15 protein-coding genes are annotated in these 14,878 nt (G+C 73.9%); 6 read left to right on the top strand and 9 right to left on the bottom strand.

Annotated features, from left to right (window positions below; translation table 11 throughout):
• Nucleotides 1-26: 26 nt before the first annotated feature.
• On the top strand, nucleotides 27-1,460 hold the full coding sequence (locus AB0M18_RS09920) for an alkaline phosphatase PhoX (protein WP_365756336.1): 1,434 nt from the start codon (nucleotides 27-29) through the stop codon (nucleotides 1,458-1,460).
• A 42-nt stretch (nucleotides 1,461-1,502) separates the two neighbouring features.
• Nucleotides 1,503-2,222 (top strand): GntR family transcriptional regulator, encoded by a 720-nt coding sequence (locus AB0M18_RS09915; protein WP_365756335.1) that lies wholly within the window; start codon nucleotides 1,503-1,505, stop codon nucleotides 2,220-2,222.
• Nucleotides 2,223-2,329: 107 nt separating this feature from the next.
• On the opposite strand, the gene AB0M18_RS09910 is transcribed toward AB0M18_RS09915, so the two are convergent.
• Entirely contained in the window at nucleotides 2,330-3,535 is a 1,206-nt protein-coding gene (locus AB0M18_RS09910; RefSeq protein WP_365756334.1) for a TerD family protein, read from the bottom strand.
• Between the two features lie 36 nt (nucleotides 3,536-3,571).
• Nucleotides 3,572-3,811 (bottom strand): hypothetical protein, encoded by a 240-nt coding sequence (locus tag AB0M18_RS09905; protein WP_365756333.1) that lies wholly within the window; start codon nucleotides 3,809-3,811, stop codon nucleotides 3,572-3,574.
• Between the two features lie 55 nt (nucleotides 3,812-3,866).
• On the opposite strand from AB0M18_RS09905, the gene AB0M18_RS09900 reads away from it, so the two are divergent.
• Nucleotides 3,867-4,832 carry an AraC family transcriptional regulator gene (locus tag AB0M18_RS09900; RefSeq protein ID WP_365756332.1) on the top strand — a complete coding sequence of 322 codons (966 nt, stop codon included), beginning with the start codon at nucleotides 3,867-3,869 and terminating at the stop codon, nucleotides 4,830-4,832.
• Between the two features lie 237 nt (nucleotides 4,833-5,069).
• Here the strand turns inward: AB0M18_RS09900 and AB0M18_RS09895 are convergent, their stop codons facing one another.
• A complete protein-coding gene (locus tag AB0M18_RS09895) occupies nucleotides 5,070-5,918 on the bottom strand; it encodes an NAD(P)-dependent oxidoreductase (protein WP_365756331.1) in 849 nt (282 codons plus the stop codon).
• 174 nt (nucleotides 5,919-6,092) lie between these two features.
• Here AB0M18_RS09895 and AB0M18_RS09890 point away from each other — a divergent pair, with 174 nt between their 5' ends.
• Both AB0M18_RS09890 and AB0M18_RS09885 read left to right on the top strand, forming a co-directional pair.
• Nucleotides 6,093-7,028, top strand: a complete 936-nt coding sequence (locus tag AB0M18_RS09890) for a 5-dehydro-4-deoxyglucarate dehydratase (RefSeq protein WP_365756330.1) — start codon at nucleotides 6,093-6,095, stop codon at nucleotides 7,026-7,028.
• A gap of 86 nt (nucleotides 7,029-7,114) precedes the next feature.
• Complete coding sequence (locus AB0M18_RS09885; protein ID WP_365756575.1) at nucleotides 7,115-8,248, top strand: hypothetical protein; 1,134 nt, start codon at nucleotides 7,115-7,117, stop codon at nucleotides 8,246-8,248.
• Between the two features lie 71 nt (nucleotides 8,249-8,319).
• Here AB0M18_RS09885 and AB0M18_RS09880 read toward each other — a convergent pair whose 3' ends face one another.
• Complete coding sequence (locus tag AB0M18_RS09880) at nucleotides 8,320-9,249, bottom strand: DUF2867 domain-containing protein (RefSeq protein ID WP_365756328.1); 930 nt, start codon at nucleotides 9,247-9,249, stop codon at nucleotides 8,320-8,322.
• Nucleotides 9,250-9,304: 55 nt separating this feature from the next.
• Between AB0M18_RS09880 and AB0M18_RS09875 the strand changes: the two genes are divergently transcribed.
• Nucleotides 9,305-9,907: a TetR/AcrR family transcriptional regulator gene (locus tag AB0M18_RS09875; RefSeq protein ID WP_365756327.1), complete on the top strand. Its 603-nt coding sequence runs from the start codon at nucleotides 9,305-9,307 to the stop codon at nucleotides 9,905-9,907.
• Here the strand turns inward: AB0M18_RS09875 and AB0M18_RS09870 are convergent.
• The 5 genes from AB0M18_RS09870 to AB0M18_RS09850 form a co-directional block, all read right to left on the bottom strand.
• Nucleotides 9,897-10,331: a hypothetical protein gene (locus tag AB0M18_RS09870; RefSeq protein ID WP_365756326.1), complete on the bottom strand. Its 435-nt coding sequence runs from the start codon at nucleotides 10,329-10,331 to the stop codon at nucleotides 9,897-9,899. The two genes, AB0M18_RS09875 and AB0M18_RS09870, sit on opposite strands and share 11 nt — an antisense overlap.
• A gap of 80 nt (nucleotides 10,332-10,411) precedes the next feature.
• Nucleotides 10,412-11,863: a penicillin-binding transpeptidase domain-containing protein gene (locus tag AB0M18_RS09865; RefSeq protein ID WP_365756325.1), complete on the bottom strand. Its 1,452-nt coding sequence runs from the start codon at nucleotides 11,861-11,863 to the stop codon at nucleotides 10,412-10,414.
• An 81-nt stretch (nucleotides 11,864-11,944) separates the two neighbouring features.
• Entirely contained in the window at nucleotides 11,945-12,601 is a 657-nt protein-coding gene (locus tag AB0M18_RS09860; protein ID WP_365756324.1) for a response regulator transcription factor, read from the bottom strand.
• Nucleotides 12,598-13,854 (bottom strand): histidine kinase, encoded by a 1,257-nt coding sequence (locus AB0M18_RS09855; protein WP_365756322.1) that lies wholly within the window; start codon nucleotides 13,852-13,854, stop codon nucleotides 12,598-12,600. The genes AB0M18_RS09860 and AB0M18_RS09855 overlap by 4 nt, the downstream gene beginning before the upstream one ends.
• Nucleotides 13,851-14,870 carry a hypothetical protein gene (locus AB0M18_RS09850; protein WP_365756321.1) on the bottom strand — a complete coding sequence of 340 codons (1,020 nt, stop codon included), beginning with the start codon at nucleotides 14,868-14,870 and terminating at the stop codon, nucleotides 13,851-13,853. Before AB0M18_RS09850 ends, AB0M18_RS09855 begins: the two co-directional genes overlap by 4 nt.
• Nucleotides 14,871-14,878: the final 8 nt, after the last annotated feature.

Genomic DNA, 14,878 nt, shown 5'->3' with positions numbered 1-14,878 from the left:
CGGGTGACGACAGGAAGAAGACCGTCATGTCCCTCAACCGCAGAGAGTTCACCAAGCAGTCCGCCGCCGCGGGCGCCGCGCTCGCCCTCACCGGCGCCGTCGGCACGCTCGCCACCGCCCCGCAGGCGCTGGCCGCCGAGGACCACGCGGACGACCACGGCGCGGGCCACGGCCACGGTCACGGCCACCGGCTCGGCTACGGTGAGCTGATCGCCGACCCCGAGGGCCTCCTCGCCCTGCCCGAGGGCTTCACCTACCGCGTCATCACCCACAGCGGTGTCACCCGTCTGGAGTCCGGCGAGTTCACCCCCTCCAAGCACGACGGCACCGCCGCCTTCGCCGGGCCGCGCGGCACCACGTACCTCGTGAACAACCACGAGCTCAAGGGACCCCGCTCCAAGTGGGCTCACCCGGTCCCGCTCGCCGAGGGCCTGGTCTACGACCCGGCGGCCTCCGGCGGCTGCACGGTGGTCGAGGTGCACCGCGACGGCACCGTCGCCGAGTGGGTCGGCATCGCCGGCACCTCCACCAACTGCGCGGGCGGCAGCACCCCCTGGGGCACCTGGCTCACCTGCGAGGAGAACTCCGACCTGGCCGGGGTCAACGGCATGACCAGGGATCACGGCTACGTCTTCGAGGTCGACCCGCACGACCGCCGCGCCAACCGCGCACCGAAGCCGATCAAGGCCTTCGGCCGCTATGACCACGAGGCCGTCGTCATCGACACCAAGCGCGGCCACGCCTACCTCACCGAGGACGCCGCCGGCCCCAACGGCCTGTTCTTCCGCTGGGTTCCGCCGCAGGGCTTCGAGCACGGCCGCGGCCGCCTCGCGACCCTCGCCGACGACGCCGGCCGCCTCCAGGCCCCCAAGTGCTACGACTCCGCCGGCACGTTCGTCGACGACCTGTCCCGCGCCACGAAGATCGGCACCGTGTACGGCGTCGACTGGGTCGACGTCCCGGACCGCGACGGCCGCACGACCCCGGTCCGCAAGCAGTTCGGCACGGCCGAGGTCACCCGCGCCCGCAAGCTGGAGGGCATGTGGTGGGCCGACGGCGGCGCCTACATCGTCTCCTCGTACGCCCGTGCGGAGAGCCCCGGCGCCCCGCACGACGGCCAGGTCTGGTTCTACGACCCCAAGCGCCGCACCCTCACCCTCAAGGTGCTGCTCGGCGTCAACGCCACCCCGGACGTGGACGGCGCCTACGACGGCCCGGACAACATCACCGTCTCCCCGTACGGCGGCCTCGTCATCGCCGAGGACGGCGAGGGCGTGCAGCACCTCTTCGGCGCGACCGACAGCGGCCGCACCTACCCGATCGCCCGCAACGACCTGAACGACAGCGAGTTCACGGGCGTGACCTTCTCGCCCGACGGCGACACCCTTTTCGCCAGCATCCAGACCCCGGGCATCATGGTCGCGATCACCGGCCCGTGGCGCCGCCAGCCGCGCCGCTGAAGCCTGGTGTGCTCCCTGAGCCGACATCTAACATGTCAGTTCATGGACGCCTTGCGGCCCGTGGGCCGGACCCTGCTGCGTGACCGGGCGTACGAGACGCTGCGCGACGCCATCGTGCGCGGCGATCTCGCGCCCGGTTCCGTGGTCAAGGACTCCGAACTGGCCGAACGGCTCGGGCTCTCGCGCGCACCCGTGCGCGAGGCCCTGGCCCGGCTCGGCGACGAAGGCCTCGTCGAGACCAAGCCGCAGAGCTACACCCGGGTCACCCGGCTCGTCAGCCGGGTCGTCCGGGACGCCGCCTCCGTGGTGCGGGTGATGCACGAACTCGCCGCCCGCACCGCCGTACCGCTGCTCGGCCCCGAGGGCATCCGGGCCATGCGCGAGGCCAATGAGCGGTTCGCCGCGGCCGTGCGCGCCGCCGACGTCGACGCCGCCCTGCGCGCCGACGACGAACTCCACCAGGTCCTGGTCGGCGCGAGCGGCAACCACGCCCTCGCCACCACCGTCGAACGCCACACCCCGCTGATCCGCCGCGTCGAGCGGCATCTCTTCGGCGACGCGGGCACCTGCGTCTCCGCCGCGCTGCACACGCTCCTCATCGACGCGTGCGAGGCGGGCGACACGGAGGAGGCGGTACGGGTGACGACGGAGATATGGCGGGCCCTGGAGGAACTCGCGGACGAGGCGACCGAGCCCAGGACGCCGGCGCCCGGGCCCAGGGGCCCCGCGGCCAGGCCCAGGACGCCGGCGTCCACGACCTGACCGTCCTCTACGCCCACCTGGGCGGCCAGCCGGCCCTCAACGCGTACAGCGCGCTGTTCCAGGAGACACACACGCCCGAGCGCCGTACGCCGTGGTGAGCGCGCGGCTCAGAGCGACTGGGCCGCGGGCTTCACCATGCCCCGCACGGTGCGGGACTTCACGAACTCGCCCATCGCCGTCATCTCCCACTCGCCGGAGAACTGCTTGATGAGCTTGGCCATCATCACTCCGGTCTGCGGCTCGGCCGTGGTCAGGTCGAAGCGGACCAGCTCCTCGCCGCTGGCGGCGTCGATGAGCCGGCAGTACGCCTTGGCGACCTCGGTGAACTTCTGGCCGGAGAAGGAGTTGACGGTGAAGACCAGACCGGTGGTGTCGGCCGGCAGCCGGCCCAGGTCGACCACGATGACCTCGTCGTCGCCCGCGCCCTCGCCGGTCAGGTTGTCACCGGAGTGCTTGATCGCGCCGTTGAGGATGGACAGCTTGCCGAAGTAGCAGCTGTCGATGTGGTTGCGCTGGGGTCCGTACGCGATGACCGAGGCGTCGAGGTCGATGTCCTTGCCGCGGTAGGCCGGTTCCCAGCCCAGGCCCATCTTCACCTGGGAGAGCAGCGGGCGGCCGCCCTTCACCAGGGAGACGGTCTGGTTCTTCTGGAGGCTGACCCGGCCCTTGTCCAGGTTGATCTTCCCGGTGCCGGCGGGCGGCGCGGGCGGGGCCGGGGGAGCCGCCGGCGGGGCGGCGGGCATCGGGGGAGCGGTGACCGGAGCCGCGGGTGCGGCCGGTGCGGCGGCGGGCGCGGGCGTCGGCGTCGGCTCCTCGTCCACGCTCACACCGAAGTCGGTGGCGATCCCGGCCAGCCCGTTCGCGTACCCCTGGCCGACCGCGCGGGCCTTCCACTGCCCGTTGCGCAGATAGATCTCCATGACCACGAGCGCCGTCTCGGTGCCCAGCTGCGGCGGGGTGAAGGTGGCGAGCACGCTGCCGTCGTCGGCGTTGCGCAGGGTCGCGGTGGGCTCGATGCCCTGGAAGGTCTGGCCGGCGGCGTCCGGGCTGGCGGTCACCACGATCTTCTCGATCCCGGCCGGCACGGCGGCGGTGTCCACCAGGATGGCGTCCGGCCCGGCGCCGCCGCCCGAGCGGTAGGTGACACCGGGGCCGGCGGGCTGGTTGTAGAAGATGAAGTCGTCGTCGGAGCGCACCTTGCCGTCGGCGCCGAGCAGCAGGCCCGAGACGTCGAGCCGCACCGGGGCGGCGACGTCCACCGCCACGCGCGCCGCGGTGAGAGGGATGTTCGAGCCAGGGGTCATAGCGGTCATGACCGGGGTAACGAACGAGACGCCTTTGCCGTTCCCTTACCTTCCCCGGGTTCGGCCACCTTGATTACGCGGGTGGTTCCGGGCGGTCCGTTCGTTGCCGATCTTGTACGCGCCGGTCCAGCGCGCCATCACCAGCTGCCGGTCCCCGGACTCGACCTCGGCCAGGAACTTCTGCGCGCGGGCACCGCGCAGGGTGGCGGCGGTCCGCCCGTGATGGACGACGACGACCGTGCCGTCCGTGCGCTGCTCGTACCCGAATCCCCGTGGCTGTGGCATGACCGGCATCCTGCCGTTCCCGGTCACGTCCGTCATATGAATATTCTTTCGAACCGTGGGTGGGAGCTCTTTCCGGACGCGGGACGTGGACGAGGCGCGCGAGGAGATCGGCGCGCGCTATTACGCCAACTTCATGGATGTGATCGACACGCGCGGCCGGCCCTTCGCGGCCCGCTTCGACACCGTCGGCCTCGGGCCGCTGATGATCGGCGACCTCGGCTGCGGGGCCGACGTGCGGATGCGCTTCGGCGAGCTGGGGGCGTTCCACGTCAACGCGCCGATGAGCGGGACCATGGAGGTGCGGCAGGGCGGGAGCGGGCGTCGGCTGCTCGCCACCGCGGAGGAGGCCATGCTGCTCGACCCGTCGGGGGACACCTTCCTCGACCGGTGGAGCGGGGACTGCCGCTCGCTTTCGGTCAAGATCGACGCGGCGGCGCTCCAGGACCGTCTGGAGCAGCTCCTGGGCCGCTCGCCGGGCCGCCGGCTGACCCTCGGCCCGCGCCTCGACATCACCCGGGGGCCCGGACTGAGCTGGGTGACCTTCGCCCGGCAGGTGGCGGCCGGGGCGCTCGCCGGGGACGGCCTCGCCACCCACGAACTGGTGTCCCGCCCGCTCCAGGAGGCGCTGCTCAACGGCCTGCTGCTCGCCGCCGAGCACCCCTGGCGGGACGAGCTGGCGCACCCCGGCGGACCGGTCAGGCCCGCGCCGGTGAAGCGGGCGATGGACGCGGTGCGGGCCCGCCCCGAGCACCCCTTCACCACCACCGAACTGGCCGCCCTCGCCCGGGTCAGCGTGCGCCGGCTCCAGGAGTCCTTCCGGCAGTACGTGGGGATGTCGCCGATGGCGTACGTGCGCGAGGTGCGCCTTGACCGGGTCCACGAGGAGCTCCGGGCGGGCGACCCGGACGGGCTGAGCGTCGGCGAGGTCGCCTGGCGCTGGGGCTTCACCCACCCGGGCCGCTTCGCGGCCCAGTACCGGGCCCGGTTCGGCGAGGCGCCCTCGCGCACCCTGCGCGGCTGAGCCCCGCCCCTCCGTTTCGGGCGGCGGGGGCCGGGGTCCGTGTCCGGCATGCGAACACGTCGCGCTTTGCGGATGGTCGCCGCGCTCAGCGGATCGCGGTGATCTTGACCGAAACGTATCGTCGATCTTGTCCGCGGGCGTCATGCGTCGCCCGTGTCGAACCGGGTCCCGGCCGGCTCCCCCGCATTGTCCGGCCGGGCCTGTGCTCTTCCCCGCCGTGGGTGCCCGGGGTGCGTGTCAGTGCGGCCAGCGCGGCGGGTCGTCGCAGAAGTGGCCGCCCAGATAGCGGTCGAGGGCGCTGCCGGGGGCCGGGAGGCCCTGCTCCGAGAGGATCTTCTCGGCCCAGGCCTCCGAGTCGTCCTTCGGCTCGTAGCCGAGTGCCCGGGCGGACGACAGGTCCCACCACTCACGGGTGTTGGCGGAGGACCCGTACACCACGGTGTGGCCGACCCCGGGCGCGGAGAGCGCCGCGTGGAAGAGGCGCGCGCAGTCGGCGGGGCTCAGCCACAGCGACAGGCTGCGCACAGAGTTCGGCTCGGGGAAGCACGAGCCGATCCGCACCGAGACCGTCTCGACGCCGTGCTTGTCCCAGTAGAACTGCGCCAGGTCCTCGCCGAAGGCCTTGGACAGGCCGTAGTGGGTGTCGGGCCGGTGCGGGATGTCGACGGGCAGCGGCGGTTCGCCCGGGCGCGGCCGGGGCGTGAAGCCGACGGCGTGGTTGCTGGAGGCGAAGAGGACCCGGGGGACGCCCTCCTCCCGTACCGCCTCGTAGAGGTGCTGGAGGCCGACGACGTTCGCCGCGACGATCTTGTCGAAGCCGGCCTCCAGGGAGATCCCGGCGAGGTGGATCACCGCGTCGACGCCGCGCACGGCCTCCCGCAGCGCCGCGCGGTCGGCGAGATCGGCGACGATCGCGTCCGGGGCGCCGGGGACCGGAACCATGTCGAGCAGTCGCAGCCGGTAGCCGTACGCGGGTAGCAGGTCGCGCATGAGGGTGCCGACGCCGCCGGCGGCCCCGGTGAGCAGGACGGTGCGGGGTGCGGGGTTCAAGGGAGGGATCTCCGTCCGTAGACCGTATTCACGCATGTGGAAGGCCGCCACGCTAAGGATCCGGCAGGCGCAGCGTCAAGAACGCGTGCAGTAAAGGGATTTCGCTTCTTGACCGCTCCATTGGAGCTGCCTTAGCGTGCTGTCGTTCAAGAGTATGGACAGTAGTCAGAATCTTGTACGAGTCAGAATCTTGTACGACAGGGAGTGCCCGTGACCACACCCCCGCTCGCCGACCGGCTCGACGGACTGCTCTTCTTCCCCGTCACCGCCTTCGGTCCGGACGGCGCCCTCGACCTCGACGTCTTCCGCGCCCATGTGCGCGCCGGGATCGACGCCGGCGCGGGCGCCGTCTTCGCCTGCTGCGGCACCGGCGAGTTCCACGCCCTGACCCCCGAGGAGTTCCGCGACTGCGTCGCCGCCGCCGTCGACGAGGCCGCCGGGCGGGTCCCCGTGCTCGCCGGCGCGGGCTACGGCACGGCCCTCGCCATCCGGTACGCCCGGCTCGCCGAGGAGGCCGGCGCCGACGGACTGCTCGCCATGCCCCCGTACCTCGTCGTCGCCGACCAGGCCGGACTGCTCCGCCACTACACCGAACTCGCCGCCGCCACCCGGCTCGACGTCATCGTCTACCAGCGCGACAACGCGATCCTCACCCCCGACACGGCCGTCGCACTGGCCCGCACCCCCGGCGTCATCGGCCTCAAGGACGGTCACGGCGACCTCGACCTGATGCAGCGGATCGTCAGCGCCGTCCGCTCCGCCGGCCTCGGCCTTCGCTACTTCAACGGTCTGCCCACCGCCGAACTCACCGGCCTCGCCTACCGGGGCATCGGCGTCAGCCTCTACTCCTCCGCCGTCTTCTGCTTCGCCCCCGACATCGCCCTCGCCTTCCACCGCGCGCTGACCACCGGCGACGACCCCGCCGCCGAGCGCCTCATCGACGCCTTCTACCGCCCGCTCGTCGAACTGCGCTCGCGCGGCCGCGGCTACGCGGTCTCCCTCGTCAAGGCGGGGGTCCGGATGAACGGCCTGGACGTCGGAGAGGTCCGGCCCCCGCTCAGCGAGCCGCACCCCGAGCACGTGAAGGAGCTCGCCGCGATCCTCGCCCGGGGCCGGGCCGCGCTCGCCGAGGGTGAGAGCCGGTGAGGACAGGTTCGATGAGGAGCGGCCCGATGAGGACCGGCCCGGTGAGGACCGGCCCGGTGAGGACCGGTCCGGTGAAGACCGGTCCGGTGAGGACCGGTGCCTTCCTCTATCCCTGGGACGTCACCGGCGACCCGGCCGCCGCCGGCCGGCTCGCCGCCCTCGGCCTCGACCGGATCACCCTCGCCGCCGCCTACCACTCCACCCGCGCGCTGACCCCGCGTCACCCACGCCACCGGATCGTCACCGCCGCGCACGCCGCCGTGCTCTACCCGCCGGACCCGGCGCGCTGGCGGGGCCGCGCCCTCGCCCCGTACCCGGCGGGGGACTGGGCCCCCGGCGACGCCTTCGGCGCGGCGGCCGACGCCCTGGCCGGCGCGGGCCTCGAACTGCACAGCTGGGTCGTCCTCGCGCACAACTCCCGGCTCGGCGCCGAGCATCCGGACACCTCCGTGGTCAACGCGTACGGCGACCGCTACCCCTGGGCGCCCTGTATCGGTCAGGACGCCGTGCGCGCCTTCCTGGTGGACCTCGCGGCCGAGGCGGCGGTACGGCCCGGAGCGGCCGGCACCGAGCTGGAGTCCTGCGGCTGGTACGGGCTCGCGCACCTGCACGCCCACGACAAGACCGCCGGCGTCCCGCTCGACGAGGCCGCCCATTACCTGATGTCGCTGTGCTTCTGCCCCTCCTGCCGCGAGGGGTACGGGAGACACGGCGCCGACCCCGACGAGCTGGCCGCGGCGGTGCGGGCCGCCCTGGAGCCCGGCTGGTGCGGCGACCGGGCCGACCCGCTCCCGGCGCCCCTCGCGGACGCCGCCCTCGCCTGGCGCCTCGTCGCCGCCCGCACCCTCCAGGAGGACGCCGTCGCCGCCGTCCGGGCCGCCGCCCCGCCCGGCTTCCGCGTCCTGCTGCACGCCGACCCCGTCCCGTACCACTGCGGCGCCAACGCCGGCACCGACCCGGCCCATGTCCTCGGCGTCGCCGACGGCGTGGTGACCCCGGCACCGCAGGTGTCCGCCTTCGTGCCCCACGCGCGCGTGGGGACGGTCGTCGCCGCCAACCTCACGGTGGTGGCCGGAATGGGCGGCTCGCCGTGCACGCTGGCCACCGACGCCCGCCGGGCGGCGGACCAGGGGGCCACCGAACTGAGCCTGTATCACGCGGGGCCGGCCTCGGACGCGGATCTGGCGGCGGTCCGGGAGGCGCTGGCGGCGCTGCGCTGACGCCGGGGGGAACCGAGGTGCCCCGCGCGGATCGGGAGTCTTCCCTTTCCCTCCTTTTCCCCGGATTCCCCCTAGGCAGGGTCCCTCAGGGGTGAGGCGGACGCCGCCCGGTTGCGCTCGCCCGCCGGGCGGGCCGCGAAGGCCGCGCGGCGGTGCGCCCGGCGCAGGACCCGGCGGGCCAGCAGCGGGTGGACGCGGCGGACGGCCGCGAAGTAGAGGCGGCCCCGGGTGTTGTGCAGACGGACGGCGGTGGCCAGGGTGAGCGAGTCCTCGCCGATCACCACCGAGGCGCGGAAGTCCAGGTGGGAGGCGTCCTCACCGAGCATCAGCTCGCGGTCCGAGGCACCTTGCACCGGGAACGGCAGCACCTGCCGCCAGGCCTGCGGGTCGCGGGCCAGGCCGGGCGGGAGCGGCATCCGGTAGGCGTCGGTGTAGTCGGGGGCCGGGACGGCGGCGCGGAGCAGCGCGGCCTCCGGCGGGACGGGCACGGTGGCCGGACGCGCCCAGAACAGGCGGTTGACGAGCAGCGCGCGGGCCGGCCGGCGGGCCGGCGGGTGCGGCAGGGTGCCGCCGAGCGCGGCCCGCTCGGCGTTGTCGAAGGCCTCCTCGACCATGGTGTCGTGCACGGGCTCGATCGCCAGCTTGAAGAGGACGAACGCCTTGGTGTCCATGGCCACTTCGAGGACGTGGGAGATCCGGCAGCGGTCCGGGCCGAGCGGCTCGACGTCGAAGCGGTGGTAGCCGGTGCCGAGGCCGTCCCCGGTGGTGTCGAAGCGGACCGAGCGGCCGGGCTCGTGGGCGCCGACCCGGTAGCGGACCCGGCCGTGGCCGCCGTCGGCGCCCACGCCGAGCGGCCGGTCGAGCACCATCGCGGGCCACACGGGGGTCGGGAAGAGCGGGTCGTCCGGCGCGGAGAGCCGGTCGAGGAGCGCCCCGACGGTCTCGGCGGGGGCCTCGACGACCCGCTGGTGGACGTTGCGTACCGTGCGCGTTCCGGGCATGACCGGACCTCCATACGGGAGCGTATGTTCCAACCGTACGGTACCGTACGGAAACATGCACGACTCCCCGGCCCCCGACTCCCCGGCCCCCACGGCCCGACGCGGCGCCCGCAAGCGGCTCGGCGCCGACGACTGGGCGGACGCGGCCCTCGCCGCGCTCGCCGAACGCGGACTCGCCGGGGTCGCGGTCGAACCGCTCGCCGCGCGCCTGGGTACCACCAAGGGCAGCTTCTACTGGCACTTCGCCAACCGGGACGCGCTCGTCGCCGCGGCCCTCGCGCGCTGGGAGGAGCGGTCCACCGAGCGCATCATCCGCGCCATGGAGGCCGCCGAACCGGACCCCGCCGCCCGTCTCGGCGCGCTGCTGCGCGGCGCGACCGCGACGGCCTCCGAGGACCCGCTGGAGGTGCGGCTGCTCGCCGCGGGCGACCACCCCGAGGTCGCGGCGGCCCTCGCCCGGGTCACCGAGCGCCGCGTGGGCTACCTCGCCCACCTCTTCGAACTGCTCGGCTTCCCGGCCGACCGGGCCCGCCACCGCGGCCTGCTCGCCTACACCAGCTACCTGGGCCACGCCCAGCTCGCCCACGCGACCCCGTCCGCCGTCCCGGCGGACCCCGCCTACCTGGACGCGGTCATGGAGACCCTGCTCAGGCCGTGACCTGCGCCGCGCGGTGCGACTCGACGCGCAGGGCGATGCCCGTGGCCAGGGCGCCCAGGCCCTCCCAGAGGCCGACGCCGAGGAAGCCGGCGGGGGCGCGGTCGGTGAGGACGGCGAGGGTGAAGACCGAGAAGGTGAGGAACCGGAACGGGACCGTCCAGCGGAAGAACGCCTTCCAGTCGGCCAGGGCCGCCAGGACGTAGTAGACGCCCATGTTGAGGGCCGCCATGGAGGAGGCCGTCAGGAAGAGCAGGGTGTGGTCGTCCGCCGCCCGGTCCGCGCCGGGTACGGGGGCCAGGCCCATGAGGCGGATCGTGGTGTCGGGGGAGACCAGGCCCACCGCGCCGAGCACCGCGGCGAGGACGCCGAAGACGGCCATGGTCCAGGCGGACGGGGAGCGGGGCAGACGCACGTTCGAGAGCATGCGCCCTGCATACCGCGCGGCGGGGGCCGGACACCAACCGGCCCCCGCCGTCCGTCACTTCGGACAGCCGGTTCGGCTCGTCACTTCAGCGCGGCCTTCATCATCTTCTGCGCCACCGGCGCCGCGAGCCCGTTGCCGCTGACCTCCGAGCGCGCCGCGCCCGAGTCCTCGATCATCACCGCGACCGCGACCTCCTTGCCGGTCGTCGGGTCCTTCGCGTACGAGGTGAACCAGGCGTACGGCGTCTTGCTGTTGTTCTCGCCGTGCTGCGCCGTGCCCGTCTTGCCACCGACCTCCACCCCGCCGCCGATCGCCGCGTTGGTGCCGGTGCCCTCCTCGACCACCGTCCGCATCGCACTGCGCAGCTGCCGCGCCGTGTCCGCGGACACCACCCGCTTCGTCGCCCCGTCCTCGTACGTCTGCAGCGCGTCGCCGTCCGAGTCGACCACCTGCGAGACCATGTGCGGGCTCGCCAGCAGACCGTCGTTGGAGAGAGCGGCCGACACCATCGCCATCTGCAGCGGGGTCGCCGTCACCTCGAACTGCCCGATGCCGCTCAGCGCCGTCTGCGCCTTGTCCATCTCCGACGGATAGACGCTCGGGTACGCACGGACCGGCACGTCCAGCTCCTTGTCGTCGAAGCCGAACCTCTCCGCCATCGCCCGCACCTTGTCCTGGCCGAGGTCGACCGCCATCTTCCCGAAGACGTTGTTGCACGAGTAGCGCAGCGCGGTACGGATCGTCGCGTTCTCGCAGGGCGCCGACGCGTTCTCGTTCTTCAGCACGGTCCGGGTGCCGGGCAGCGTGTACGGGGTCGGGCTGTCCGTCGCCGTGTCGACGGAGCCGTACAGACCGTCCTCGAGCGCCGCCGCGGCGACCACCAGCTTGAACGTCGAGCCCGGCGGCAGCGGCTGCCGCAGCGCCCGGTTCACCAGCGGCTTGTCCTCGTCCTCGGTCAGCCGCCGCCACTCCTCGCCGTCCGTGAGCCCGGCGATCTTCGACGGGTCGTACGACGGGGTGGACACCATGCCGAGGATCCGGCCGGTCCTCGGGTCGATGGCGACGGCCGCGCCCTTCTTGTTCCCGAGCGCCTCGTAGCCGGCCTTCTGCACCGCCGGGTCGATCGTCGTCAGCACGGTGCCCGGCTCCGCCCGCTTGCCGGTCAGCGCGTCGAGCGGGTTCTTCAGCCGGGTGTCGGTGCCGTCCAGGATCCCGGAGTAGATGCCCTCCAGCTGGGTCGCCCCGTAGGCCTGCGAGCTGTAGCCGGTGACGGCCGCGTACAGCTCGCCGTCCGTGTAGTCCCGCTTGTAGGCGAGGTCGCCGCCCTTGGTCTCCTTCGATCCGGTGACCGGCGAGCCGGCCACGACGATGTTCCCGAGCGGCTCCGCGTACTGCGCGATGATCTTCCGCCGGTTCTTGTTCTCGTTCGCGAGGGCCTTGCCTTCGTACGCCTGCACCCAGGTGGCCCGCCCGAGGAGGGCGAGCACCAGGAGGAGCACGAAGGCGCCGCCACGCCTGATCGTCTTGTTCATCCCACTCAGCGGGACGACCGGGACGACGGCGATCGTTCCGGATCTGTCCGGTTTCTCAGGGAACCTTCATGTGATCTCCGGTCAGGAGTTCGGGCGGATGAAGCCCGACTCGTACGCCGCGATCACCGCCTGGGTACGGTCCCGGGCGCCCGTCTTCGCGAGCACCGCCGCCACGTGCGACTTCACCGTCGCCGCGCCCACCCCCATCCCGGCCGCGATCTCCGCGTTGGCCAGGCCCTTCGCCATCCGGCGCAGCACCTCCGCCTCCCGGTCGGTGAGCCGGGCCGCCCAGGGCGGCGCCGCCGGGTGCCGGCGGGCGTGATCGGCGGCCAGGGCCCGCACCGCCGCCGGATAGAGCAGCGAGTCGCTGCGCGCGACCAGGCGCGCCGCGCTCACCAGCTCCTCCGGCGCCGCCCGCTTCAGCAGGAAGCCCGCCGCGCCCGCCCGCAGCGCGTCGTACACATAGGCGTCGTTCTCGAAGGTGGTGACGACCACGATCCTGGGCCCCTCGGGGCCGGACAGGATCTGCCGGGTCGCCTGGATGCCGTCGATCTCCGGCATCCGTACGTCCATCAGGACCACGTCCGGCCGCAGCTCCCGCACCACCGACACCGCCTCGGCGCCGGTCGCGGCCTCCCCGACGACCTCAAGGCCGTCCTCCGCGTCCAGGATCACGCGCAGCGCCGTCCGCACCATCCGCTCGTCGTCCGCCAGGACGACCCTGATCACGTCGCTCACCGCGCACTCCCGACCGGCAGCCGGGCGGCGAGCCGCCAGCACCCCTCCACCGGGCCCGCCTCGGCGGCGCCCCCGAGCAGCCGGGCCCGCTCGGCCACGCCCCGCAGACCGCGCCCGCCGTCCGGGCGGGCCACCGGCGCCGGCCCGGCGCCGGGCAGCGGATTCTCCATGGTGATCTCCAGTTCGTCCCCCGACAGCGCGATCCGCGCCGTCACCGTCTCGTCCCGCGCGTACCGCACGGCGTTCGTCAGCCCCTCCTGCACGATCCGGTACGCCTCCCGGGACACCGCCTCCGGCAGCCCCGCCAGATCCCCGCGCACCGTCAGCGCCACCCGCGGCCCGGCGCCCCGCACGAGTGCGTCCAGCGCCTCCAGGCCGGGCGCCGCGAGGTCGCCGTCGTCCTCGCCGCTGCGCAACAGGCCGAGCACGGCGTCGAGTTCGCCGACCGTGCGCCGGGTCGTCTCCTCGATCGCGGTCAGCGCCTCCCGTACGAAGTCGAGATCGCCCGCTCCGGTGTCGAGGACCCGGCGTGCCGCCCCCGCCTGGAGGGTGACGGCGCTCAGCGCGTGGCCGACCGAGTCGTGCAGCTCGCGGGCGAGCCGGTTGCGCACCGCCAGCTCGGCGGCCCGCCGCTCGGCCGCGGCCAGCCGGTCCGCCGGGCTCGGCCCGAGCAGCCGGGGCGCGGCCGCGGCGAGCAGGGAGCCCGCCGCCGCGGCCGCCGCGGCCAGGGCGAGCAGCATCAGGATGCCGAGCGGCAGCCCCGCCCAGGCGAGCCACGGCCGGTCCAGGTGCCAGAAGCGGCCCAGCTCCGATGCCCGCAGAGCGGGCGAGAACGGCAGCGCCGCCACCGACAGCGCGAACGGCGGCAGTGCCAGGCTCGCCCCGCTGACCAGCGCACCCGTGCCCAGGTGCAGCACGAACCAGCCGGCCGTGCGCGCCCTGGCCTCCGGCCCGCGCGCCGGGCCCTCCGCGAACCGGCCGGGCGCCACCCCGCACAGCGCTCGCGCCACCGCCACCGACATCGGCCGGGTCAGCGGGAACAGCGCGGTGAGCGCGGCGATCGGCAGCCCCACCCCGTACGCGCCGAACTGCACGAGCAGACTGCCGCCGAACGGCCCCCCGCCGTCCGTCAACGGGATGAGGACCACGGTGCCGACCAGCCAGTACGGCATGAACAGCGCGCCGCCCACGATCAGATGGAGCCAGCGCCGCCGGGCCCGCTGCCCGAACAGCGCCTGCCAGAGGCGGGTCATCCGGTCGCGGCCCGGCGGCGCAGCACCACGGCCAGGCAGCCGGCCAGCAGGAATCCGATGATCATCTCGCTAGCGTAGAGGGCGGTCATCAGCCCCGTCGGCTCTTTCCCGGGATCGGCGAGCGGCAGCAGCGACACCAGCGACATGTACCCGCCCCAGCACCCGACCGCACCCGAGGACACCCAGGCCAGGGCCATCACGGTGCGCGTCCGCAGTCCGGCGGGCCGGCGCCCCACCAGGAGCAGTGTGGCGAGCGGGGCGAGGACGAGGAACAGGACCCGCACCGCGTCCACGGTCGCCTTGTCGGCGTCGTACTCCGCGGCGAGACCGGGGGCGAGACCGTCCGTCATGCCACCGATCCACAGCACGGCCAGGGTGGCGGGCAGCAGGGCGAGGACGGCTGCGGCGAGGACGGCGGCGCGCATCCCGGGCCCGGCGAGCCCGGCCGGCAGGCCGCCGAGCCGCCCGGCCCAGACATGGCCCCAGCGGTCGCGGGCGTACAGCGCGAAGAGGCTGCCGAGGGCGAGGCCCTGGACGATGAAACCGCCGTAGACGACGGGGAAGACCCAGGCGTCGAGGAAGGGCTCGTCGGCCGGCCCGGAGGAGCCGCCCTCCTGCCCGGTGAGGAGGGCGACGACCAGCTGGGCCGGATAGCCCGCCATGATCGGGGCGAGCAGACCGGTCGCCGCCCACATCGGCAGCACAAGCAGCCAGGCCCGCACCCGCAGCCCCCACGGCTGGGTGAGCAGCAGCGCGAGGACCACGACCAGGGCATCGGCGAGCACGGTGAGGGAGTTGCCGACGGCCATCGCCGTCGGATGGTCGAGAAGCCCGCTCCCGTCGGGGATGCCGATCCGGCCGCCGGCGATCCAGCCCACCTTGAGCGTGATGTACGGCAGGCAGGCGACGATCGCGAGGATGCGCAGCGCGCGCTGGCCGGGTGAGGCGGCGGGGCCCCTGGAGGGGGAGGCGGCGGGGCGTTCGGTGTTGGCCGGTGGGGCTGTCGGTGTCGTCATGCCCTCAC

The organism is Streptomyces sp. NPDC051909 (assembly GCF_040681095.1).
GTDB lineage: Bacteria > Actinomycetota > Actinomycetes > Streptomycetales > Streptomycetaceae > Streptomyces.
Note: the sequence above shows the minus strand (reverse complement) of the source record. Positions and strands in the feature narration are given on the sequence as shown.

Excerpts from the sequence above, each read along its gene's own strand:
- AB0M18_RS09920 (WP_365756336.1), top strand. The coding sequence starts at position 27 with ATGTCCCTCAACCGCAGAGAGTTCACCAAGCAGTCCGCCGCCGCGGGC.
- AB0M18_RS09880 (WP_365756328.1), bottom strand. The coding sequence starts at position 9,249 with ATGCCCGGAACGCGCACGGTACGCAACGTCCACCAGCGGGTCGTCGAG.
- AB0M18_RS09870 (WP_365756326.1), bottom strand. The coding sequence starts at position 10,331 with ATGCTCTCGAACGTGCGTCTGCCCCGCTCCCCGTCCGCCTGGACCATG.
- AB0M18_RS09915 (WP_365756335.1), top strand. The coding sequence starts at position 1,503 with ATGGACGCCTTGCGGCCCGTGGGCCGGACCCTGCTGCGTGACCGGGCG.
- AB0M18_RS09855 (WP_365756322.1), bottom strand. The coding sequence starts at position 13,854 with ATGACCCGCCTCTGGCAGGCGCTGTTCGGGCAGCGGGCCCGGCGGCGC.
- AB0M18_RS09850 (WP_365756321.1), bottom strand. The coding sequence starts at position 14,870 with ATGACGACACCGACAGCCCCACCGGCCAACACCGAACGCCCCGCCGCC.
- AB0M18_RS09895 (WP_365756331.1), bottom strand. The coding sequence starts at position 5,918 with ATGCGTGAATACGGTCTACGGACGGAGATCCCTCCCTTGAACCCCGCA.
- AB0M18_RS09905 (WP_365756333.1), bottom strand. The coding sequence starts at position 3,811 with ATGCCACAGCCACGGGGATTCGGGTACGAGCAGCGCACGGACGGCACG.
- AB0M18_RS09875 (WP_365756327.1), top strand. The coding sequence starts at position 9,305 with ATGCACGACTCCCCGGCCCCCGACTCCCCGGCCCCCACGGCCCGACGC.
- AB0M18_RS09865 (WP_365756325.1), bottom strand. The coding sequence starts at position 11,863 with ATGAACAAGACGATCAGGCGTGGCGGCGCCTTCGTGCTCCTCCTGGTG.
- AB0M18_RS09910 (WP_365756334.1), bottom strand. The coding sequence starts at position 3,535 with ATGACCGCTATGACCCCTGGCTCGAACATCCCTCTCACCGCGGCGCGC.